Consider the following 20737-nt stretch of genomic DNA (forward strand, 5'->3'; position numbering starts at 1 on the left):
GACACCGCGCTCGCTGCGGTCAACTGCCCGGAGCCAGGTGGTAGCAAAGGTCCCTTGCTACTCCTCGATGGCGCCGCCGACCGACCGCAGGTGTTGCCGGAACGTCAGCGAAGGCGACTTCGCGCGCTCCGCGAGGAAGTCGGCGAAGCGCACTTGCTCGCGAAGGGACTCTCCGGCGCGGATCCGGTCGGCCTGGAGCCGCTCGGTGTCGCGGATGCCCTCGGCACGGTCCAGGACCTCGTCCGCCCGGTCGGCGGGGACGAACAGGACGCCGTCCTCGTCACCGAACACGAGGTCTTCCCGTGTCACCGTCCACTCGCCGACGACGGCCGATTGGAGTGCGTCGTCCGGGCGGGCGGAGACCGAGAGCGGACCGGTCGGGATCGAGCCGAGGCTGAACACCGGCAGCCCGATCTTCTTGATGTCGGCGGTGTCGCGGTGCAGTCCCCAGATGACCACGCCGCTCAGCCCGGCGGCCTCGGCTTCGAGCACCGCGAGGTCCCCGACGCAGCTCTCGTCGAGCCTGCCGCCGTTGTCGACGACGAGGACGTCGCCGGGGTTCGCGGTTTCGTACGCCTCCAGGAAGACGTCGACGCTGCCGACGTGCCGGGCGGGGGTGACCCGCCCGGCCACGCGGCCGCCGGGTACGACCGCGTGCGTGCCGGCGGGGGCGCAGCGGACCGGCACGCCGGCGCGGACGCAGCCGTCGGTCAGATGCGCGGTGGTCAGCAGGGAGAACCGCTGCCGAAGCTCTTCGGGATCCATGCCCCGACTTTAGCCACGGCGCCACACCACGGGTTTGTCGTTCGGGCTGCTGTCATCCCGCACGGAGCCCATGACCTCGCCGTTCTCGCCCACGAGGGCGCCGCACCCGGCGGTAGGCGCGGGAAGCGTCTCGACCGCGCCGCCCGGCGTCCGCAAGCAACCTGTGACGAGTCCCGACCTGTTGAGCGAGACCGCTGTCATGGAGCCCGGCACCGGAACAGAGGTGTCGTAGGCCGTCCAAAGCCGGTCGCCTCCTTGGGTATTGGCCAGTACCCTGCCGTCCCGGATCGCGAGGGCGCGTGATTCGCGGACACCCTCCAGAGCCAGGTGCCGCCGGTCTGTTCCTGCATCAGGATCGTGCCGTCGTGGTCGATATCCATCGGGCCGAGCAGCGGCGGGCTGCCCAGCAATACCGGGTGCGCGCGGTCGTCGGCGGGTCAGATCGCCGCCCGGGACCGTGCGAGCAGCCTGTCTGCGTCACCTGACACTCTGCGAAGCTAAGTAACATCCGTGCAGACCTGTATGTAAGGGGTTGATAAATACAGTCCTGTCTGTATCTTCAGTTCTAACAGCAACGACAAGGAGCGTCGTGGTGGCCAACAAGGTGTACGTCGTCGGCGTGGGCATGACGAAGTTCGAGAAGCCCGGACGGCGCGAGGACTGGGACTACCCGCAGATGGCCAAGGAATCGGGGACCAAGGCGCTCGAAGACGCCGGGATCTCCTTCGACGAGGTGCGGCAGGCCTACGTCGGCTACGTCTACGGCGAGTCGACCTCGGGGCAGCGTGCGGTCTACGAACTGGGCATGACCGGGATCCCGGTGGTCAACGTCAACAACAACTGCTCGACCGGGTCGACCGCGCTGTATCTCGCCGCGGAAGCGATCCGGGGCGGCCGCGCGGACTGCGCGCTCGCGCTCGGTTTCGAGAAGATGCAGCCTGGATCACTCGGCTCGACCTACGACGACCGCGAGCAGCCGATGGGCAGGCACCTCCAGGCGCTCGCGGAGATCTCCGAGGTGCTCTTCCCGCCGGCGCCGTGGATGTTCGGCGCGGCGGGGCGCGAGCACATGAAGACCTACGGCACGACGGCCGAGCACTTCGCCAAGATCGGCGAGAAGAACCACCGGCATTCGGTGAACAACCCGTACGCGCAGTTCCAGGAAAGCTATTCGCTGCAAGACATCCTGGACTCGCGGATGATCTACGACCCGCTGACCAAGCTCCAGTGCTCACCGACGTCGGACGGCTCCGGCGCGGCGATCCTCGCCAGCGAGTCCTTTGTGGACTCGCACGGGCTGGCGGGGCAGGCCGTGGAGATCGTCGGGCAGGCGATGACCACTGACTTCGCCAGCACCTTCGACGGCACCGCGAAGAACATCATCGGCTACGACATGAACGTCCAGGCCGCACGCCAGGTGTACGACCAGGCCGGGCTCGGCGCTGAGGACTTCCAGGTCATCGAACTGCACGACTGCTTCTCCGCCAACGAACTCCTGCTCTACGAAGCGCTGGGACTCTGCGCCGAAGGGGAAGCCGGGAAGCTCGTCGACTCCGGGGACACCACCTACGGCGGCAAGTGGGTCGTCAACCCGTCCGGCGGGCTGATCTCCAAGGGACACCCGCTCGGCGCCACCGGCCTCGCGCAATGCGCCGAACTCACCTGGCAGCTACGCGGAACAGCGGACAAACGCCAGGTCGACGGCGTCCAGGCCGCGCTCCAGCACAACATCGGACTCGGCGGCGCCGCCGTCGTCACCGCCTACCAGCGCGCCGAGCGCTGATCCCACCGAAAGGACGAACCATGGGCAAGATCAGTGCCTCCGTCGAACTCCCCGCCGCCCCCGACAAGGTGTGGGCGGAGTTCTCCAACCCCAACAACTTCGAGAAGTGGCTGACCATCCACACCAAGTGGAAGGGCGAGGTCCCGACCGAATTCTCCAAGGGTGCGCAGGCTTCCGAGGTCGTCACGATGCTCGGGATGCCGAACACGATCACGTGGACCGTCGACGAGTTCGAGGCGCCGTCGAAGCTGGCGATCTCCGGGACCGGGATGGCCGGGGTGAAGGTCAAGTTCGAGCTGTCGGTGGAGGCGTCCGGCGAGGGTTCGCTCGCCAGCATCGACGCGGAGTTCGCCGGCCAGATGATCGTCGGCGCGCTCGGCAAGGCCGTCGAGAAGGACGGCAAGAAGAACCTTGACGCTTCCCTCGAGAACTTCAAGGCGCTGGTCGCGTGACCGAGCGGTTCGACCCCGGTGGTCTCGGCAAGTGGACCGACGAGTCCAGGTTCGAGGTGACCCGCGAGCGGCTGATCGAGTACGCCAAGGCCACCAACGACCCGATCCCGGCGCATCTTGCGGGGGACGTCGCAAGCCCGGTGTTCGCGATCGTGCCGGTGTTCGAGTCGCTGATGGAACCCGCGCTCGAGGTCGTCCCGGTCGGGTTGTTCGGCCGGATCGTGCACGGGGAACAGGAATTCCGGTTCCACCGGCCGATCCGCCCCGGCGACAAGCTCGTGTCACGGGCGCGGATGACCGGCTACGAAGGACTGGAGAACGGCACCCGCGGCACCATTCATCTCGAATGCCGGACCGAGGGCGGCGACCTGGTCAACGAACAGTACGTGACCTTGTTCGTGCGCGGGTTCGACACCGGCGAGACGCGCGGCGAACTCGGGCCGGAGCACAAGTTCGACGAAGCACTGCGTTCGCGGGCGCCGGTGGCGAAGGTCAGCCAGCATGTCGACGACGACCAGACGTACCGTTACGCGCCCGCGGCCGGAGATCCCATGCCCATCCATCTCGACGAAGAGGTCGCGAAGGATTCGGGACTGCCAGGGATCATCGCGCATGGCTTGTGCACCATGGCGTTCACCTCCTGGGCGCTGCTGACCGAGGTCGCCGGGTCCGATGTGGACAGACTGAAGCGGTTCGCCGTGCGGTTCGCCAAACCGGTCCTGCCCGGGCAGGACCTTACGACGTCCATCTGGAGCGCGGGCGGCGGGAGCTACGCGTTCGAAACCACCGTCGGCGAAACCGTCGTGATCAAAGACGGCCTCGCGGAATTCGCGGAGTAGGAGCACAAGCCATGGGAGCACTCGACGGGCGGGTCGCCGTCATCACCGGCGCCGGACGCGGAATCGGCCGCGAGCACGCGCTGCTGTTCGCGCGGGAGGGCGCGAGCGTCGTGGTCAACGACCTCGGCGGCGCGAACGACGGCAGCGGCAGCGACAACGGGCCCGCACAGGAGGTCGTCGACGAAATCCGTGCGGCCGGCGGGAAGGCCGTGGCGAACACGGCCAACGTCGCCGACTGGGCGGGCGCGGAGGAACTGGTCGCGCAGGCGGTGGGCGAGTTCGGCAGGCTGGACGTCGTCGTGAACAACGCGGGCATCCTGCGCGACGCGTTCATCGCCGGACTTGAGGAATCCCACTGGGATTCCGTGATCGCGGTGCATTTGAAGGGGCACGCGGCGGTGCTGCGGCACGCGGCCGCTTACTGGAAGGCCGCGAGCAAGGCCGGCGAGCCGGTGGCGGGTTCGGTGATCAACACCGCTTCGGCGTCCGGGACCACGTTGCCGAACGCGGGACAGGCGAACTACGGCGCGGCGAAGGCGGGCATCGCCGCGCTGACGCTGGTCGCCGCCGAGGAACTGGAACGCTACGGCGTGCGGGTCAACGCGATCGCACCGATCGCGCGGACGCGGCTCACCCTGGCGACGCCGGGTATGGGCGCGATCTTTGCGCAGGAGGTCGAGGAAGGGGAGTTCGACGCGTTCTCCCCGGCGAACATCTCGCCGCTGGTGGCCTACCTCGCGACCGAGAAATGCCCGCTCACCGGCAAGGTGTTCGCGGTGCAGGGCGGCGCGATCTCCGAACTCGCGGGCTGGCACGACGTCAAGGTGATCGAAACCGAGGCCGCCTGGGAGATCGACGACATCGCCGCGAGGCTGCCGTGATCGAGTGGTCCGAGACCGAACTGCTGATCAGGGACGCCATCCGGGAGTTCGTCGACAAGGAGATCCGGCCGCACCTCGACGCGCTGGAAAGCGGGACGCTTCCGCCGTACGACATCATCCGGAAGATGTTCGCGTCCTTCGGCATCGACGCGCTCGCGCGGGAATCGGTGTCGAAACTGCTGTCCAAGTCGCCTGGGTCCGGCTCGGGTGGTGGCTTGGCGTTCGGCGGGCAGGAGGCGATGGCGCTCATTGCGGTGAGTGAGCTGGCCGGGGTCAGCCTCGGCATCGTCGCCTCGCTGGGCGTGAGCATCGGGCTGACCGCGCAGACGATTTTGACCAAGGGAACGCAGGCGCAGAAGGAGCGGTGGCTGCCCGGGCTGGCGACGTTCGAGAAGGTCGGCGCGTGGGCGATCACCGAACCCGACTCGGGCTCGGACGCCTTCGGCGGGATGAAGACGTCGGTGCGGCGCGACGGTGACGAGTACGTCCTCAATGGACAGAAGACGTTCATCACCAACGGGCCGTACGCCGACACGATCATCGTGTACGCGAAGCTCGACGACGGCTCGGGAGTGCGGGATCGCAAGGTGCTGACGTTCGTGCTGGACAAGGGCATGCCCGGGCTCACGCAGGGCAAACCGTTCAAGAAGATGGGCATGATGTCCTCGCCGACCGGTGAGCTGTTCTTCAGCGACGTCCGGCTCGGGCGGGACCGGCTGCTCGGCGAATCCGAGACCGGTCGCGACGGAGACAGCAAGGCCGAGGTGAAGTCCGGGTTCGCCGTCGAGCGGATCGGCGTCGCGGCGCTGGCGCTCGGGATCATCAACGAATGCCATCGGCTTTGCGTGGACTACGCGAAGAACCGGAAGCTGTGGGGCCAGGAGATCGGGCGGTTCCAGCTGATCCAGCTCAAGCTGGCGAAGATGGAGGTCGCGCGGATCAACGTGCAGAACATGGTGTTCCAGCTGATCGAGACCCTGCGCGCGGGCAAGATGCCGACGCTGGCCGAGGCTTCGGCGATGAAGCTGTATTCGTCGGAGGCGGCCACCGAGGTGGCGATGGAGGCCGTGCAGCTGTTCGGCGGGAACGGGTACATGGCGGAGTACCGGGTGGAGCAGCTGGCGCGGGACGCGAAGTCGCTGATGATCTACGCGGGAAGCAACGAGATCCAGGTGACGCACATCGCGAAGGGTCTGCTGGGCCCGCGCGATTAGTCCTCTGAATGCGGTGGGCGCCGGCGCCGGGGAGCAAGGGACCTTTGCTACCACTCCGGGCCCGAACCCCCGCCGGGCCCGGAGCCGGAACTCGCGTGATGGAAGGCCGAACTCGCGTGATTGAGCGGCGAAGTCGCGTGATTGGAGGTGTAACTCGCGTGATTGAGCGGCGAACTCGCGTGACTGGAGGCGTAACTCGCGGGAGAAAGCGGAAGGCGCGTGATCGGGAGGCGAACTCGCGTGATGGAAGCCGTAACTCGCGTGACTGGAGACGTAACTCGCGGGATGGAAGGCGGAAAGCGCGCGTGATCGGGAGGCGAACTTCCTCGCGGGTGGGACGGCCAGTGCGCAATGAAGGGGCCTTTCATAGCAAAATTTGCTATGAAAGGCCCCTTCATTGCGCTTGAGCTGGGGGGAGCGCGCGAGGGTGGCCGCATTTAGAGGACTAAATGCGGCACGGGGGGTCAGCCGCGTTCGATCAGGTGGCCGACGACCTCCGGGCCCGGGTGCGCGTGTCCGGAGCCGTCGCGCCGGACGTCGACCTCCGGCAGCTCCACCGGGTCACCGGTGCGCGAGGCGCCGGCGGGACGCGGGCCGATCCAGCCGACGACCAGCCGCGTCTCGCCCTTGAGGAACCGCTGCGCCCGGACACCGGCGGTCGCCCGGCCCTTGGCCGGGTACTCGCTGAACGGGGTCACCTTCACGCTCGCGCCGGTCGCGGTGACGACCATCGGCTCGCCGTGGTCGGCGTCGTCGGTGCGGATCGCGCCGAAGAAGACCACTTCCGCCTCACCGCGCACGGTGATGCCTGCCATGCCGCCGCCCTTGAGACCTTGCGGCCGCACGAGCGTAGCCGGGTAGCGCAGCAGCGACGCTTCGGACGACAGGAACGCCAGAGTCTCGTCGCCGTCGGTGAGCCAGGTGGCGCCGACGACCTCGTCGCCGTCCTTCAGGCTGATCACGTCGAACTCGTCCGAGCGGACCGGCCATTCCGGCGCGCACACCTTCACGACGCCGTGCTTCGTGCCGAGCGCGAGACCGGGGGAGCCCACCGCCTGTTCCCCGAGCGGGGCCAGCCCGATGACGCGCTCGCCCTTCTCCAGCGGCACCAGTTCCTTCGCGGCCATGCCGCCGCGCAGGGAGACGGTGCCCGCCTGCTCGGGCAGGACCGGCAACGGCAGCACGTCGGTCTTGAACGCGCGGCCGCGGTTGGTCACCAGCAGCACCTGACCACGTGCGGTCGAGTGGACCAGCGCGGATACCGAGTCGTGTTTGACGCGGCCATTGCGGCGCCGCACTTCCGATGCCTCCTCCGACTCCGCCGCCGTCCTCGCGACCAGCCCGGTGGCCGACAGGATCACCTGGCACGGATCGTCGGCGACCTCCAGCGGTCCCGACGGCTTCGACGCGGCGAGGACCTCCTTGAGGTCGCCGTCGATCAGCGCGGTGCGGCGTTCGGTGGGGTGGTCCTTGGCGACCTTGGCCAACTCGGCCGAGACGACCTTCTTCAGCACCGACTCGTCGTCGAGGATCTTCGACAGCTCGGCGATCTCCCCGCGCAGCTTGTCCTGCTCGGCTTCGAGCTCGATCCGGTCGTACTTCGTGAGCCGCCGCAGCGGAGTGTCCAGGATGTAGGTCGCCTGGATCTCCGAGAGCTTGAACCGCTTCATCAGGCCGTCCTTCGCGGCCGCGGCGTTCTCGCTGTCGCGGATCAGCTTGATCACCTTGTCGATGTCGAGCAGGGCGATCAGCAGACCGTCGACCAGGTGCAGGCGCTCTTCGCGCTTGCGGCGCCGGTACCGCGTGCGGCGGGTGACGACCTCGTAGCGGTGGCTGAGGAAGACCTCCAGCAGCGCCTTGAGCCCCAGCGTCTGCGGCTGCCCGTCCACCAGCACCAGGTTGTTGATGCCGAACGACTGCTCCAGCGGCGTGAGCCGGTACAGGTCCGCCAGCAGCGCCTGCGGGTTCACACCGACCTTGCATTCGATGACCAGCCGCGTGCCGTTCTCGCGGTCGGTGAGGTCCTTGACGTCGGCGATGCCGGTGAGCCGCTTGGACTTGTTGACCTCGTCGGTGATCTTCTCGATCACCTTCTCCGGGCCGACGCCGTACGGCAGCTCGGTGACGGTGATCGCCTGGCGGCCGCGGCTGCCTTCCAGCGGCCCGGTCTCGGCGCTGGCGCGCATGCGCACGACGCCTCGGCCGGTCTCGTACGCGCGGCGCACCTCGTCGAGGCCCAGCAGCGAACCGCCGGTCGGCAGGTCGGGGCCGGGGACGTACTCCATCAGCTTGTCGAGGGTGGCGTTCGGGTGGTTGATCAGCCACCGCGCGGCGCCGATGACCTCGCTCATGTTGTGCGGGATCATATTGGTCGCCATCCCGACGGCGATTCCGGAAGTGCCGTTGACCAGCAGGTTCGGGAACGCCGCGGGCAGCACCGACGGCTCTTCGAGCGAGCCGTCGTAGTTCGGCCGGAAGTCGACGGTGTCCTCGCCGAGCTCACCGACCAGCAGCATCGCTTCCGGGGACAGCCGCGCCTCGGTGTACCGCGAGGCGGCCGGGCCGTCGTCGGGGGAGCCGAAGTTGCCGTGCCCGTCGACCAGCGGGACGTTGAGCGAGAAGTCCTGCGCGAGCCGGACCATGGCGTCGTAGATCGCCGTTTCACCGTGCGGGTGGTACTTGCCCATCACGTCGCCGGTGACACGCGCCGACTTCACGTACGCGTGCGAAGGCCGGTAGCCGTTCTCGTTCATCGAGTGCATGATCCGGCGGTGCACCGGCTTCAGCCCGTCCCGCGCGTCCGGGAGCGCCCGCGAGTGGATGACCGAATAGGCGTACTCCAGGTACGAATCCTCGATCTCCGTCTTCAGCGAGTTGTCGAAGACGTTCGCGCCGGGCTTGTCGAACGCGGCGGGATCGACCTTGGTGGTGGTGCCCTTACGGCGTGCCATTGCTCAAAGCTCCTTGAATAGCAACGAAATCAGGCGTCGATGGCTTCGCGGTCGACCCGGTCGGAGGATTCGACCAGCCAGTTGCGGCGTGGCTCGACCTTCTCGCCCATCAACAGTTCGAGCGCGTTCTCCGCGGCTTCGACGTCGTCGAGGGTGATCCGGCGGACCGAGCGGGTGGCTGGATTCATCGTGGTGTCCCACAGTTCGTCGGCGTCCATCTCGCCGAGACCCTTGAACCGCGGCACCGGCGTGACGATCTGCTTGCCCGCCCGCTCCAGCTCCGCGTACTTGGTCTCCATCTCCTTCTGGGTGAAGGTGAAGTGGGTTTCCGGGTTGCGGCCCTTGGTGACCAGTTTGTGCAGCGGCGGCATCGCGGCGTAGAGCCTGCCGTCCTCGATGGCCGGCCGCATGTACTTGGCGAACAGCGTGATCAGCAGCGTGCGGATATGCGAACCGTCGACGTCCGCGTCGGCCATCAGGATCACCCGGCCGTAGCGCATGGTCGACAGGTCGAACGTGCGCCCGCTGCCCGCGCCGAGCACCTGCACGATCGAGGCGATCTCGGCGTTCTTCAAGGTGTCGCCGAGCGACGCCTTCTGGACGTTGAGGATCTTGCCGCGCAAGGGAAGCAGCGCCTGGTACTCCGACACGCGCGCCATCCGCGCCGAACCGAGCGCGCTGTCACCCTCGACGAGGAACAGTTCACTGCGGGCGACGCCGGTGGTGCGGCAGTCGACCAGCTTCGGCGGCATGGCCGCGCCTTCGAGCGCGGTCTTGCGCCGGGCGGCGTCCTTCTGCTGCTTCTGGGTGAGCCGGACGCGTGCCGCGTCGACCACCTTCTGCAGCACGATCTTCGCCTCGGACTTGGTCTTGCGCTCTTCGGTCCAGGAGCGGATGTGCTTGTCGACGACGCCCTGGATGACACGGGTGATCCCGGCGGTGGACAGCTCGTCCTTGGTCTGCGAGGTGAACTGCGGTTCGGGCAGCCGGACGTGGACGACCGCCGTCATCCCTTCGAGCGCGTCCTCGACGGTCGGCATGTCCTCCTTGGGCTTGAGCAGCCCGCGGGTTTTGGAAATGGCGTCCTGCAAGGCTTTCAGCACCGCGCGGTCGAAACCGCGGCGGTGCGTGCCGCCGTGCACGTTGCGGATGGTGTTGGTGAAGCACTCCACCGTGCGCTCGTAGCCGGTGCCCCAGCGCAGCGCGACCTCGATCTCCGCGTGACGCACCACATTGGACTGCATGACACCGCTGGCGTCGGCCGCGTTCTCCTTGTACGTGCCTTCGCCGTTGATGATCAGCGTGCCGCAGACGGGTTTCTCGTCGGACGGGGCGAGGAAGTCGACCATGTCGGCGAGGCCGTTGGGGTAGTGGAAGGTCTCTTCGCTGATCGAGTCGTCGACGGCGGTGCGCAGCACATAAGTGACGCCGGGGACGAGGAACGCGGTGTTACGCATCTTCGCGCGGACACCCTCGACGTCGAGCGCGGCGCCGCTTTCGAAGTAGCGCGAGTCGTACCAGTACCGGATCGACGTGCCGGAGCGCTCGCCGCGCTTCATCTTCCCGGTGATGTTCAGCCCGGACTTGCGGGTGAACTTCGCCTTCGGGCCGGGACCGTCGAACACGCCGGGGACGCCGTGCGCGAACGACATCTGGTGGACCTTGCCGCTCTGCTTCACCGTGACGTCGAAGCGGTGCGACAGCGCGTTCACCGCCGAGGCGCCGACGCCGTGCAGGCCGCCGGAGGTCTTGTAACCGGAGCCGCCGAACTTGCCGCCCGCGTGCAGCCTCGTCAGCACCAGCTCGACGCCCGACAGACCGGATTTGGCGTGCGTGCCGGTGGGGATGCCGCGGCCGTCGTCGTCGACCTGGACACTGCCGTCGGCGTGCAGGGTGACCACGATCTTCGTGGCGTGACCCGCCACACCCTCGTCGGTCGAGTTGTCCACGACCTCGGAGAACAGGTGGTTGATGCCGCGGCTGTCGGTGGAACCGATGTACATCCCGGGGCGCTTGCGGACCGCTTCCAGACCCTCGAGATGCGTCAGGTCGTCGGCCCCGTACAGGGTCTCAGCAGTCACTGGGTACTTCTCCTGGAGTCATGGCTCGCGAACTAGCTCGTGGAGGTGGTGTTCAACGCGACACCGTACTGGAGGATATCCGTCCCCTCCGACAGCTTCGTCCTCCCGAGCCCCGGGTGTGGCGGATCACGCCGTCCCGATGGGCGGGTCACGGCTGGGGAAAGCGGCTTCCTTCGGGCTTGGATGAGGCGTTATCGTTCCCGATGTCACACGGTGACGGGGGGAAGAAGGTGGCCGTCGGAACCGGTCCCACACGCGTCTCGACCGCACAACGCGTCGTGAGTCTCTGGTATTTCGTGGTGGTCGTCGGGTCGTTCGGCATGCTCGCGCTGATACCGGTCGCGCACGCCGCGATCCGGTTGCGGCGCGCCGTCCTGTGGCTGTTCGTGCTGGGCTACGGCGGCGTCGCCGTAGCGATGACGTTCCTGCTGGAGCGGGCGGCGGCGGAGGGCGAGTCGGAGGCGATGCTCTCGTTCGCCTGGCTCTTCGGCACGATCCTGTTCATCACCGGGACCTGCGTACACCTCGCGCTGTTGCGGAACAAGATCCTCTATCCGCCGCCGACGGCGTGGGTCGAGTCCGGGATGCACTGCGGGCTGTTCTCGATCGACATCGCCGGATTCGGCCAGGTCGGGCGCAGCAGCGAGATCTTCGTGCAGGTCCGGCGGATGCTCTTCGGCCTGCTCGCCACCGCCTTCGAGGCCAGCGGGATCGCCTGGGACGCCTGCCTGAAACGCGACACCGGGGACGGCATGATCGTCGTGGTCCCACCGCATTTCCCGAAGTTCCGGCTGGTGTACCCGCTCGTCTCGCGGCTGACCGCGGAACTCGCCAAGTACAACGTCGTCACCGAACCCGGTCTGCGGATCCGCGTTCGGGTGGCGATCCACGCCGGCGAGATCGCGCTCGACGAGTACGGCGTGACCGGGCGGCCGAAGGTGCTACTCGCCCGGCTGCTCGATTCGCGGGTGTTGCGGGACGCGCTTGGTGAAGCGCCGGACGAGTCACCCGTGGTGGTGCTCGTCTCCGACCGGTTCCACGAGGACGTCCAGGACCAGGGCGGCCCCGGTCTCGACACGATGAGCTACCGGCAGGTGCTCGTGCACGAGAAGGAGACCGAGGTCCGCGCCTGGCTTCACGTTCCGGATCCGGTGCACGGGGTCAGTTGGGGGAGCTGACGATGTATCTCGAAAGCGACTGAAGGCGAACCCGCCCCGGCCGAAGGCCCCGCTATCGCGGTGGCAGGGCGCCGTTGTCCGCCATCGCGGGCGTGGAGACCAGACAGCGCCCTGCCGACGTCGATCGCGGTGCGGGTTCACCGACAGACACTCAGAGGGCTGCCGTGAGCACCTCCAGCGCGCTGTGCTGACGGGCGGCGTCGACCTTGTCGACCGGTCCGGCCCAGCGCAGGCCGTGCTGATCGAGCGACGTGCGGTTGTTCGCGATCGTCGAGTTCGCCTGTCGCGTCAGGTAATCCCGGTACGGCCTGCCGGCCAGCGCCCGGTCCAGCTCGCCGAGCCCTCTGGCGTACGCGCCCTTGAAGGACGGCCCGTCGGCGCCGCAGTCACCGGACTCGCACGGGTCACGCAGGATCCCGTTCGAGTGAAGCAGCGACGTCGTGGTGGAGGCGTCCGCGAGTCGCCGGGCCGTGGTGAGCAGGGCGGCGTCACCGGTCGCGCGGTTCAGTTCGACCAGCGCGCCGAGGACGATGCCCTGGTTGTAACTCCAGACGGCCTGCCCGTTGTTGGCGCAGGAGGAGTTCAAGCCGTCGTTCACCAGGCCGCTGCCGTTGATCATGCCGCTCCCGCGGAACCAGTCCCAGACCTCGCGTGCCCGCGCGAGCTGGAGCGTGTCGCCGGGGAGCCGGTTGTGCAGTGACGCGGCGACTTTCACGTACAGCTCGTTGGTGACGGCGTTCTTGTACGTTTTCGCCGTCGACCACCAGAGCCCGCCGCCGCAGGTCCCGTCGCGGTAGGAGTACATGTAGTCCGCCGCGATGACGGCGGTGTCGAGGTAACGGCGGTCCTTGGTCAGGTCGTAGGCGCGGATCCAGGCGAGCGCCCACCAGCCGGTGTCGTCGATGTATTCGTTGGTGAAATTGTTGCCGCGGTTGCGATCGAAGGTGTTGGCGATGGCGTAGTGGTAGTTCGGCGAGCCGGTGCGGCTGCTGTAGTCGAGGATCGCGGTGAGTGCGTTCGCCGAGTTCCACCAGCCCGTGGTCTGCCAGAGCCCGGTGCCGTTGTCGTAGAACTGCATGAGCGCGGTGGCGGCGGCTTCGGTGCGGTCGTTCGCGGCGACCGTCGTGCGGAACCACGGCGTGCAGGCGATTTCCGGCCGGTTGCCCGCCTTTCCGCAGGCGCGCAGCGCGCCGAAGCGGTGGTTGGCTGGGTCGTCCACGTTGAACATGAGGGTCCGCCAGCCGCGTTGACCGGACGGGATCTTCGTGTCGCCGATCCGGCTGTCGCCCGCCCAGGTGCGGCCGCCGTCGAAGGAACGGTCGAGCCAGACCTCGTCGCCGGGGTCGCCGTCGCCGATGCTGCCCCAGCCCATGTTGTCGCCGTCGGAGAGATGCAGCGTGATCCCGCGGCCCCAGACGGTCGCCGTGCCGGGTCTTCTTTCGCCGACGGCCAGCGCGGGGTCGCGGCTGTCGCAGTACTTGGCGCAGATCGCCGCCGCGAAGGTGGGTTCGGGAGTGGTGGTGGCCGGTGTGAGAGCGAATGTCAACGTTGTCACAAGCAGGGAGGTGAGCCACATGGATTCGAGTGTGGGGGCGTCCACTTCCCGGTTCGATCAAGTCACCCTTTCGGCTCGCGCCGATGGTCTGGAATACTTCTTGCGCGCGTGAGGTTGAACGCTCAAGCAACGTAAACCCGGCCCAGGGAGCAGGTCATGCAGTTCGGAATCTTCACGGTGGGCGATGTGACGACCGACCCGACCACCGGGGAGGCGCCCAGCGAGCACGAGCGGATCAAGGCGATGGTGCGCATCGCGCTCAAGGCCGAAGAAGTCGGCCTCGACGTCTTCGCGACCGGCGAGCACCACAACCCGCCCTTCGTGCCGTCTTCGCCCACGACGATGCTCGGCTACATCGCCGCGCGGACGTCGAAGATCATCCTTTCCACCTCGACCACGCTGATCACCACGAACGACCCGGTGAAGATCGCCGAGGACTTCGCGATGCTGCAGCACCTCGCCGACGGCCGCGTCGACCTGATGATGGGGCGCGGCAACACCGGCCCGGTGTACCCGTGGTTCGGGCAGGACATCCGCCAGGGCATTCCGCTGGCCATCGAGAACTACCACCTGCTGCACCGGTTGTGGCGCGAGGACGTGGTCAGCTGGTCCGGCAAGTTCCGGACGCCGCTGCAGGAGTTCACCTCGACCCCGCGGCCGCTCGACGGTGTTCCGCCGTTCGTGTGGCACGGTTCGATCCGCAGCCCGGAGATCGCGGAACAGGCCGCCTACTACGGCGACGGGTTCTTCGCGAACCACATCTTCTGGCCGAAGGAGCACTTCCAGGCGCTGATCGACCTCTACCGCGAGCGGTACGAGCACTACGGGCACGGCAAGGCGGACCAGGCCATCGTCGGGCTCGGCGGCCAGGTGTTCCTGCGGCCGAAGTCGCAGGACGCGGTGCGGGAATTCCGGCCGTACTTCGACAACGCGCCGGTGTACGGGCACGGGCCGTCGCTGGAGGAGTTCACCGAGCAGACGCCGCTGACCGTCGGCAGCCCGCAAGAGGTGATCGACAAGACGCTGACCTTCCGCGAGCACTTCGGCGACTACCAGCGTCAGCTGTTCCTGCTGGACCACGCCGGACTGCCGCTGAAGACCGTGCTGGAACAGCTCGACCTGCTGGGTGAGCACGTGATTCCGGTGCTGCGCAAGGAACTCGACTCGCTCCGCCCGGCGCACGTGCCCGAGGCTCCCACGCACGCTTCGCTTCGTTCGGCGGTGACGGTATGACGACGATCGCTGTCGTGACCGCGGGTTTGAGCCAACCGTCCTCGACGCGGCTGCTCGCCGACAAACTCGCTTCGTCGACGCGGTCGGTGCTGCCGGACGTGGAGATCGAGGTGATCGAACTCCGCGACCTGGCCGTCGACGTCACGAAGAACATGCTGACCGGATTTCCGTCCCCGGCTCTGCGCGCGGCCATCGACAAGGTGACCGCCGCGGACGGCCTGATCGCCGTGACGCCGGTGTTCACCGCGTCGTACAGCGGGCTGTTCAAGTCGTTCTTCGACGTGCTGGACCAGAAGGCGCTCGACGGGAAGCCGGTGCTGATCGGTGCCACCGGCGGAACCGAACGGCACTCGCTGGTGCTCGACTTCGCGCTGCGTCCGCTCTTCGCCTACCTTCGCGCCGAGCCTGTCGCGACGGCGGTGTACGCGGCTTCGTCGGACTGGGCGTCTCCGGGGGATCTCGACACGCGGGCTTCGCGGGCGGGGCGGGAGCTTGCCGCGCGGCTGTCGTCGGAGGGGGCGGCCGCGGCTCCGGGCAGCGGGTTCGTGCCGTTCGAGCAGCTGCTGCGCGCGGGGGAGTGAGCAAGGGACCTTTGCTATCACTTCCGCAGGTCGGGAGCGGTATCGGCGCGTGAAAGCGCGTGAAGGCCTCCTTCCCTCGGCTGAGCTGAGGGAAGGGGGCCTCACGCGCTTCAGGGGGTCTGCCAGAGCGGCCGGATCTCGATGGTCGCGAACTTCGCGACCGGATGCTTCGACACGACCTCGATCGCCTCGTCGAGATCGGCGCACTCGATCAGGTCATAGCCGAGGATCTGTTCCTTCGTCTCCGCGAACGGCCCGTCCGAGACGAGCAGTTCGCCGTCGCGGTGGCGGACGGTGGTCGCGGTGGCCGCCGACCGGAGCCTGCTGCCGGACAGCCGGACGCCGCGAGCGGTCATCTCGTCGACCCACGCCTGCGTCCGTTCGTCCAGTGGGTCGTCATTGTCGTCCGCGCCGGGGTACGGGCTTCCGCAGATCAGCAGCATGTAGCGCATCGGTCCTCCTGTCTGAGCCTGTTCACCCTCCCCGACGAACGGCCTCGTCCGATACAGACAACCGGGTCGCGAAAGATTCGGACCAGCGCGTTCCCGGCGCGACCGGCACAATCGACGAAAGGACGACGGCGAGGAGAAGACGGTGGGCATCGGAAAACCCGTGAAGCAGGTCTTGATCCTGATCGCGGGCGGCGTTCTCCTGCTGGTCGGCATCGCGCTCCTCGTGCTGCCCGGGCCGGGCCTGCTGCTCGTGCTCGCGGGTCTGCTCGTGCTGGCCTCGGAGTTCCCCGTGGTGGAGAAGTACGTCGACCCGATCCGCGATCGGGCGATGAAGGCGGCCGAGGACAGCGTTTCGTCGCCATTGCGCATCGCGGGTTCGGTGCTGGCGGGGCTGGGCTTGCTGGCCGCGGGGGTCGTATGGGGACTCGTGCCGGGTCTGCCGCTCGGGGGTTGGAGCACCGGGTCGAGCCTGATCCTGTCCGGGCTCATCCTGTTCGCACTGCTGATCTGGAGCTACAAGCGGGTGCAGGCCAGGAGGGTCACGAACGCCGAATAACAGCCGGGTGGTCTGGTACCGTGCGGCGCGTGGCCCCCGACTTCCAGCGCGCACGGCGGCCGGAACAGGTCGAGGCCCGTCGCGCGGCGATCCTCGGCGCGGCGCGCGAACTCCTGTCCGAGCGGCCCGTCTCGCGGATCAGCCTGCGAGAACTGAGCGACCGGGTGGGCTTGGCGAAGTCGAACGTGCTGCGGTACTTCGACAGCCGCGAGGCCGTCTTCCTGGAAGTCCTCGATGCGGTCTGGGTCGCATGGCTCGACGAACTCGAAGCCGACCTAAGCGTTCCTGACGACGCGAAGCCGGCGTACGAGCGCGTCGCGGCCGTCATCGCGACGTCGATCTCGCGGCAGCGTCTGCTGTGCGAGCTGATCAGCACGATGGCCGCGGTACTCGAACGCAACATCTCCGTGGAGACCGCGCGGACGTTCAAGACCCGGGCGGGTGAACGGACCGAACGGCTCGCCGGTCTCGTCCGCGCCCATGCCCCGCTCGGCGCCGAGGCCGCCGGGTACTTCGCGAAGGCCGTCTTCGTCCTCGTCGCGGGGCTGTGGCCCTACGCGAACCCAGGGGAGGCCGTGGCGACGGTCCTGGCCGAGCGCGGGATGCCCGCCGGCCCCGCGATGTTCGTCGACGGGCTGACCGAGGGACTGGCGAACCAGCTCGTCGGTCTGATCGTTCGCGCAGGTCAAAGCCCCGAGTGGTAGCAAAGGTCCCTTGCTCCCTTCCCGCACACGCCAGGACGGGCGAGCCTGCATAAGGTGAGCCGAACCCATTTGCACAAGGAGCGATCATGAGCCCAGGCGGCACCCACACCCTCGGCGATCTCACCGTGAGCCGCATGGGCTACGGCGCCATGCGGCTGTCCGGCCCCGGCATCTGGGGGCCGCCGAGCGACCGCGACGCCGCGATCGCCGTCCTCCGCGAGGCGGTCGAGCTGGGCGTCACCCACATCGACACCAGCGACTTCTACGGTCCGCACACCACGAACGAGCTGATCCGCGAGGCGCTGCACCCGTACCCGGACGACCTGCACATCGTCACGAAGGTCGGCGCGAAGCGGACCCCGGACAAGGGCTGGCCTTCGGCGCTTTCGCGCGAGGAGCTGACCTCCGCGGTCCACGACAACCTGCGCAACCTCGGCGTCGACGTGCTCGACGTCGTCAACCTGCGGCTCGCGGGGGAACACGGCGTCTTCCCGATCCCGGTCTCGATCACGGAGCCGTTCGAGGTGCTCGCCGAACTCCGGCAGCAGGGTCTCATCCGGCACCTCGGCCTGAGCCACGTCTCGGCGGAACAGGTCAAGGAAGCCCGCGCCATCGCGCCGGTCGTCTGCGTGCAGAACGAGTACAACGTCGCGAATCGCGCCAACGACGGCCTCCTCGACGCCCTCGCGGCCATCAACATCCCGTTCGTGCCGTACTTCCCGCTCGGCGGGTTCACCCCGCTCCAGTCCGGTGTCCTCGACGACTGCGCCCGCCGGGTCGACGCGACGCCGATGCAGGTCGCGCTCGCGTGGCTGCTCCAGCGGTCGCCGAACATCCTGCTGATCCCGGGTACGTCGTCGCTGCCGCACCTGCACGAGAACGTCGCCGCCGCGAAACTCGAGCTGCCCGCGGACGTCGTCGCGGATCTCGACGCCCTCGCCTGATCCCGCGTGAAGGCCCCCTTCCCTTCGCTGAGCCGAGGGAAGGGGCCTTCACGCGCGTTCAGAGGACATCCCGGCGCCGCAGCAGCCAGCCGCCCAGACCGGCGAAGACCACCAGGTAGCCGGCCACGACCAGCGTCGCCTGGGAGACACCGACGAGTTCCCCGATGCCCGGCGTCGCGCCGGAAGCACCCAGCGACGCGGCCAGCGAACCGGCGTTGGCTCCCGGCAGCGCCAGCTGGAGCGTGCCGACCCAGTCCACCAGCGGGGCCGCGACCCCGAACAGCAGGTTCTGGACCACCAGCAGCCACACCAGGCCGAGTCCGATCGGCAGCGCCACGCCGCGCATCGCGATGGCGAGCGCCGCGCCGAGCGCCGCCCAGGTCATGGCGATCAGCCAGCCCGCGCCGATCCCCGTCAGCAGCGAGCCGAACGACGGCCAGTTCATCGGTTCGCCTTCCGAAGAGGCGATGAGCGCGCTCGTGACCGCGCCGGTCGCGAAGCTCGTCAGCACGACGGCCAAGGACGCGACGGCCAGCGCGAACAACTTTCCACTGTAGACGGTCAGTCGCGAAGGTCCCTGTGTCAGCACGGTCTTCCACGTGCCCCAGCCGTATTCGGTGCCGACGGCCAGCACCCCGAGCACGAGCAGGATCGCCCCGAGGAACACCGGCAGCCCGCCGATCGAGTTGCCGACCAGATTCGCCGGAAGGGTCGCGGCCAGCCCGCGGTCCGTCCCGGGTGCCCCGCTCGACGAACCCGCCGCGCCCGCGAGCGGCAGCAGATAGGTGAAGGTCAGACCGAGCACGACCGCGATCCCCAGCATGAACCAGTTCGCCGGACGCCGGACGAGTTTCGCCAGCTCGGCGGTGCAGCTACCCCACATGACCTGCCACCTCTCCGGTGAGCTCGAAGAACACCTGTTCCAGATCCCGTTCGCGGACGTGCAGTTCGCGTACCGCGATCCCTTCCGTGACGAGTTCGCGGTTCAGCCACGACGCGCGGGCCGGGTCGACGGTCAGGTCGAGACCGGTCCCGCTCGCGCGCACGTTCTCCGCGCCGACCCAGTGCCGCACCAGGTCCGCGGCGCGCATGATCTCGTCGGTTTCGATGTGCAGCACCGTGCCGCCGCGCAGCTCGGCCACCGTGTTCTCCGCGACCAGCCGCCCCCGCGAGACGACGCCGACCCGGTCGCAGATCTGCTGGACCTCGCCCAGCAAATGGCTCGACAGCAGCACAGTGCAACCCTCCGCGCCGAGCCTGCGGATCAGCACCCGCATGTCGGCCATCCCGGCCGGGTCGAGCCCGTTGGTCGGCTCGTCGAGGATCAGCAGCCGCGGATCCTTCAGCAACGCCGCCGCGACACCGAGCCGCTGCTTCATGCCGAGGGAATAGGTCGAGTACCGGTCCTTGCCGCGATCGGCGAGGTCGACCATCGCGAGCACCTCGCCGACGCGGAGCGGATCCGTTCCGCTGTACCGGGCCAGCACCTTGAGATTGTCCGAACCGGACAGATACGGGTAGAAACCCGGTGACTCGATCAGCGCGCCGACCCCGGCCAGATCGCCGGGCGGCCTGCCGAACAGCCGGACGCTGCCGGAGGTCGGCCGGACGAGCCCCAGCAGCATCCGCAACGTCGTGGTCTTGCCGGCGCCGTTCGGGCCGAGGAAGCCGTAGATCTCGCCGGGCAGCACGGTCAGCTTCATCCGGTCGACGGCGAGTTGTTCGCCGTACCGTTTCGTGAGTTCGTCTGTGTCCACGGGAAGGTTCATGGTGACGAATGGTGGCCCGGGTGAGGCCGTCACCACATCCGTTCAGGGGCGGCACTCCGCGTACGTCGCCGGACGTAGCCGGATGGCCGGAATCCTGCGACATCTGTCGAAAACACCGGTACCGGAGGCCGGGGCGACGATCATAGGGTCGGTGGCGTGTCGAAAGTCCTGTTGATCCTTCATGTGCTCGCCGCCGTCATCGCGGTCGGACCGGTCACGGTCGCGGCGAGCATGTTCCCCGCCGCCGCGCGCAAAGCCTTCGCAGAACCGGGTTCCGGACTGTCCGTGCTTCGCGCGCTCAACCGGATTTGCCGGGTCTACGCGATCTTCGGTATCGCGGTGCCGTTCTTCGGGCTGGCGACGGCGGGCAGCATGCGGGTCTTCGGCGACCTGTGGGTGATCGTGTCGATCGTGCTCACCGCGGCCGCCGCCGGCGTGCTGGCGTTGCTGGTCCTGCCGGGGCAGAACGCGATCCTCGCCGCGCTGGGCGCGGAGCCGCCGTCGGAACCGGTCACGGCCGGGCGGGTGGCGATGTACACGGGGATGTTCAATCTGCTCTGGGTCGTGGTGACGGTGCTGATGATCGTGCGGCCCGGATCGACCACCGGCGCCTGAAAGACTCGTGAGTGGGTTCTGAAGGTGGTGTTGCGAAAGCCACTTTCGCAACGTTGAACCTGGATCCACCGGTGTGGTTGTGGGTTGATCGTGGTGGTGGTTGTTGATCAGGTGTGGGGTTGGTGGGTGTGGTGGATTGCCGGTCGTCGCATCCGGTGTGTCCACTGTGGTCCGGTTGTTGGGG

The 20737-nt window shown here is 68.0% G+C and carries 19 protein-coding genes; 12 read left to right on the forward strand and 7 right to left on the reverse strand.

Annotated elements, in window-relative coordinates:
• Positions 1-57 precede the first annotated feature (57 nt).
• The gene (locus ACLJQ7_RS41650; protein WP_410653689.1) at positions 58-765 is read right to left on the reverse strand and encodes an RraA family protein; all 708 of its coding nucleotides are present in this window, start codon (positions 763-765) and stop codon (positions 58-60) included.
• Between the two features lie 589 nt (positions 766-1354).
• Here ACLJQ7_RS41650 and ACLJQ7_RS41655 point away from each other — a divergent pair.
• From ACLJQ7_RS41655 to ACLJQ7_RS41675, 5 genes are read left to right on the forward strand one after another with little or no spacing between them, the layout of a single operon-like run.
• The gene (locus tag ACLJQ7_RS41655; protein ID WP_410653690.1) at positions 1355-2548 is read left to right on the forward strand and encodes a lipid-transfer protein; all 1194 of its coding nucleotides are present in this window, start codon (positions 1355-1357) and stop codon (positions 2546-2548) included.
• A gap of 20 nt (positions 2549-2568) precedes the next feature.
• Positions 2569-3000: an SRPBCC family protein gene (locus tag ACLJQ7_RS41660; RefSeq protein WP_410653691.1), complete on the forward strand. Its 432-nt coding sequence runs from the start codon at positions 2569-2571 to the stop codon at positions 2998-3000.
• The gene (locus ACLJQ7_RS41665) at positions 2997-3839 is read left to right on the forward strand and encodes a MaoC/PaaZ C-terminal domain-containing protein (RefSeq protein ID WP_410653692.1); all 843 of its coding nucleotides are present in this window, start codon (positions 2997-2999) and stop codon (positions 3837-3839) included. The genes ACLJQ7_RS41660 and ACLJQ7_RS41665 overlap by 4 nt, the downstream gene beginning before the upstream one ends.
• Before the next feature lie 11 nt (positions 3840-3850).
• Positions 3851-4720 carry an SDR family oxidoreductase gene (locus tag ACLJQ7_RS41670; protein ID WP_410653693.1) on the forward strand — a complete coding sequence of 290 codons (870 nt, stop codon included), beginning with the start codon at positions 3851-3853 and terminating at the stop codon, positions 4718-4720.
• Positions 4717-5934, forward strand: a complete 1218-nt coding sequence (locus tag ACLJQ7_RS41675; RefSeq protein ID WP_410653694.1) for an acyl-CoA dehydrogenase family protein — start codon at positions 4717-4719, stop codon at positions 5932-5934. The genes ACLJQ7_RS41670 and ACLJQ7_RS41675 overlap by 4 nt, the downstream gene beginning before the upstream one ends.
• A gap of 464 nt (positions 5935-6398) precedes the next feature.
• On the opposite strand, the gene ACLJQ7_RS41680 is transcribed toward ACLJQ7_RS41675, so the two are convergent.
• On the reverse strand, positions 6399-8885 hold the full coding sequence (locus tag ACLJQ7_RS41680) for a DNA topoisomerase (ATP-hydrolyzing) subunit A (protein ID WP_410653695.1): 2487 nt from the start codon (positions 8883-8885) through the stop codon (positions 6399-6401).
• Between the two features lie 29 nt (positions 8886-8914).
• Positions 8915-10966 (reverse strand): type IIA DNA topoisomerase subunit B, encoded by a 2052-nt coding sequence (locus ACLJQ7_RS41685; protein WP_410653696.1) that lies wholly within the window; start codon positions 10964-10966, stop codon positions 8915-8917.
• Positions 10967-11244: 278 nt separating this feature from the next.
• Between ACLJQ7_RS41685 and ACLJQ7_RS41690 the strand changes: the two genes are divergently transcribed.
• Positions 11245-12144: a hypothetical protein gene (locus tag ACLJQ7_RS41690; protein ID WP_410653697.1), complete on the forward strand. Its 900-nt coding sequence runs from the start codon at positions 11245-11247 to the stop codon at positions 12142-12144.
• A 151-nt stretch (positions 12145-12295) separates the two neighbouring features.
• On the opposite strand, the gene ACLJQ7_RS41695 is transcribed toward ACLJQ7_RS41690, so the two are convergent.
• Positions 12296-13720 (reverse strand): glycoside hydrolase family 76 protein, encoded by a 1425-nt coding sequence (locus tag ACLJQ7_RS41695; RefSeq protein ID WP_410653698.1) that lies wholly within the window; start codon positions 13718-13720, stop codon positions 12296-12298.
• Between the two features lie 135 nt (positions 13721-13855).
• Here ACLJQ7_RS41695 and ACLJQ7_RS41700 point away from each other — a divergent pair, with 135 nt between their 5' ends.
• Positions 13856-14932: an LLM class flavin-dependent oxidoreductase gene (locus tag ACLJQ7_RS41700; protein ID WP_410653699.1), complete on the forward strand. Its 1077-nt coding sequence runs from the start codon at positions 13856-13858 to the stop codon at positions 14930-14932.
• Positions 14929-15513 carry an FMN reductase gene (locus ACLJQ7_RS41705; RefSeq protein ID WP_410653700.1) on the forward strand — a complete coding sequence of 195 codons (585 nt, stop codon included), beginning with the start codon at positions 14929-14931 and terminating at the stop codon, positions 15511-15513. Before ACLJQ7_RS41700 ends, ACLJQ7_RS41705 begins: the two co-directional genes overlap by 4 nt.
• 110 nt (positions 15514-15623) lie before the next feature.
• Here the strand turns inward: ACLJQ7_RS41705 and ACLJQ7_RS41710 are convergent, their stop codons facing one another.
• On the reverse strand, positions 15624-15965 hold the full coding sequence (locus ACLJQ7_RS41710; protein WP_410653701.1) for a YciI family protein: 342 nt from the start codon (positions 15963-15965) through the stop codon (positions 15624-15626).
• A 142-nt stretch (positions 15966-16107) separates the two neighbouring features.
• Between ACLJQ7_RS41710 and ACLJQ7_RS41715 the strand changes: the two genes are divergently transcribed.
• The 3 genes from ACLJQ7_RS41715 to ACLJQ7_RS41725 all read left to right on the forward strand — a co-directional run bounded on the left by ACLJQ7_RS41715 (position 16108) and on the right by ACLJQ7_RS41725 (position 18169).
• On the forward strand, positions 16108-16521 hold the full coding sequence (locus ACLJQ7_RS41715; protein ID WP_410653702.1) for a PGPGW domain-containing protein: 414 nt from the start codon (positions 16108-16110) through the stop codon (positions 16519-16521).
• Between the two features lie 29 nt (positions 16522-16550).
• Positions 16551-17225: a TetR family transcriptional regulator gene (locus ACLJQ7_RS41720; RefSeq protein ID WP_410653703.1), complete on the forward strand. Its 675-nt coding sequence runs from the start codon at positions 16551-16553 to the stop codon at positions 17223-17225.
• 86 nt (positions 17226-17311) lie between these two features.
• Positions 17312-18169, forward strand: coding sequence for an oxidoreductase (locus tag ACLJQ7_RS41725; RefSeq protein WP_410653704.1), 858 nt, complete (start codon positions 17312-17314; stop codon positions 18167-18169).
• 58 nt (positions 18170-18227) lie between these two features.
• Here the strand turns inward: ACLJQ7_RS41725 and ACLJQ7_RS41730 are convergent, their stop codons facing one another.
• Together ACLJQ7_RS41730 and ACLJQ7_RS41735 are read right to left on the reverse strand one after the other, a co-directional pair.
• On the reverse strand, positions 18228-19052 hold the full coding sequence (locus ACLJQ7_RS41730; protein ID WP_410653705.1) for an ABC transporter permease: 825 nt from the start codon (positions 19050-19052) through the stop codon (positions 18228-18230).
• On the reverse strand, positions 19042-19938 hold the full coding sequence (locus ACLJQ7_RS41735; protein WP_410653706.1) for an ABC transporter ATP-binding protein: 897 nt from the start codon (positions 19936-19938) through the stop codon (positions 19042-19044). The genes ACLJQ7_RS41730 and ACLJQ7_RS41735 overlap by 11 nt, the downstream gene beginning before the upstream one ends.
• 156 nt (positions 19939-20094) lie before the next feature.
• On the opposite strand from ACLJQ7_RS41735, the gene ACLJQ7_RS41740 reads away from it, so the two are divergent.
• Positions 20095-20553 carry a hypothetical protein gene (locus ACLJQ7_RS41740; protein WP_410653707.1) on the forward strand — a complete coding sequence of 153 codons (459 nt, stop codon included), beginning with the start codon at positions 20095-20097 and terminating at the stop codon, positions 20551-20553.
• Positions 20554-20737 lie beyond the last annotated feature (184 nt).

Origin of the sequence: Amycolatopsis sp. cmx-4-54 (assembly GCF_046548895.1) — a bacterium.
GTDB lineage: Bacteria > Actinomycetota > Actinomycetes > Mycobacteriales > Pseudonocardiaceae > Amycolatopsis.

What these genes read in the sequence shown, in the direction of transcription:
- ACLJQ7_RS41650 (WP_410653689.1), bottom strand. Translation starts at nt 765, where the DNA reads ATGGATCCCGAAGAGCTTCGGCAGCGGTTCTCCCTGCTGACCACCGCG.
- ACLJQ7_RS41660 (WP_410653691.1), top strand. Translation starts at nt 2,569, where the DNA reads ATGGGCAAGATCAGTGCCTCCGTCGAACTCCCCGCCGCCCCCGACAAG.
- ACLJQ7_RS41670 (WP_410653693.1), top strand. Translation starts at nt 3,851, where the DNA reads ATGGGAGCACTCGACGGGCGGGTCGCCGTCATCACCGGCGCCGGACGC.
- ACLJQ7_RS41680 (WP_410653695.1), bottom strand. Translation starts at nt 8,885, where the DNA reads ATGGCACGCCGTAAGGGCACCACCACCAAGGTCGATCCCGCCGCGTTC.
- ACLJQ7_RS41695 (WP_410653698.1), bottom strand. Translation starts at nt 13,720, where the DNA reads ATGTGGCTCACCTCCCTGCTTGTGACAACGTTGACATTCGCTCTCACA.
- ACLJQ7_RS41700 (WP_410653699.1), top strand. Translation starts at nt 13,856, where the DNA reads ATGCAGTTCGGAATCTTCACGGTGGGCGATGTGACGACCGACCCGACC.
- ACLJQ7_RS41705 (WP_410653700.1), top strand. Translation starts at nt 14,929, where the DNA reads ATGACGACGATCGCTGTCGTGACCGCGGGTTTGAGCCAACCGTCCTCG.
- ACLJQ7_RS41710 (WP_410653701.1), bottom strand. Translation starts at nt 15,965, where the DNA reads ATGCGCTACATGCTGCTGATCTGCGGAAGCCCGTACCCCGGCGCGGAC.
- ACLJQ7_RS41725 (WP_410653704.1), top strand. Translation starts at nt 17,312, where the DNA reads ATGAGCCCAGGCGGCACCCACACCCTCGGCGATCTCACCGTGAGCCGC.
- ACLJQ7_RS41730 (WP_410653705.1), bottom strand. Translation starts at nt 19,052, where the DNA reads ATGTGGGGTAGCTGCACCGCCGAGCTGGCGAAACTCGTCCGGCGTCCG.
- ACLJQ7_RS41735 (WP_410653706.1), bottom strand. Translation starts at nt 19,938, where the DNA reads ATGAACCTTCCCGTGGACACAGACGAACTCACGAAACGGTACGGCGAA.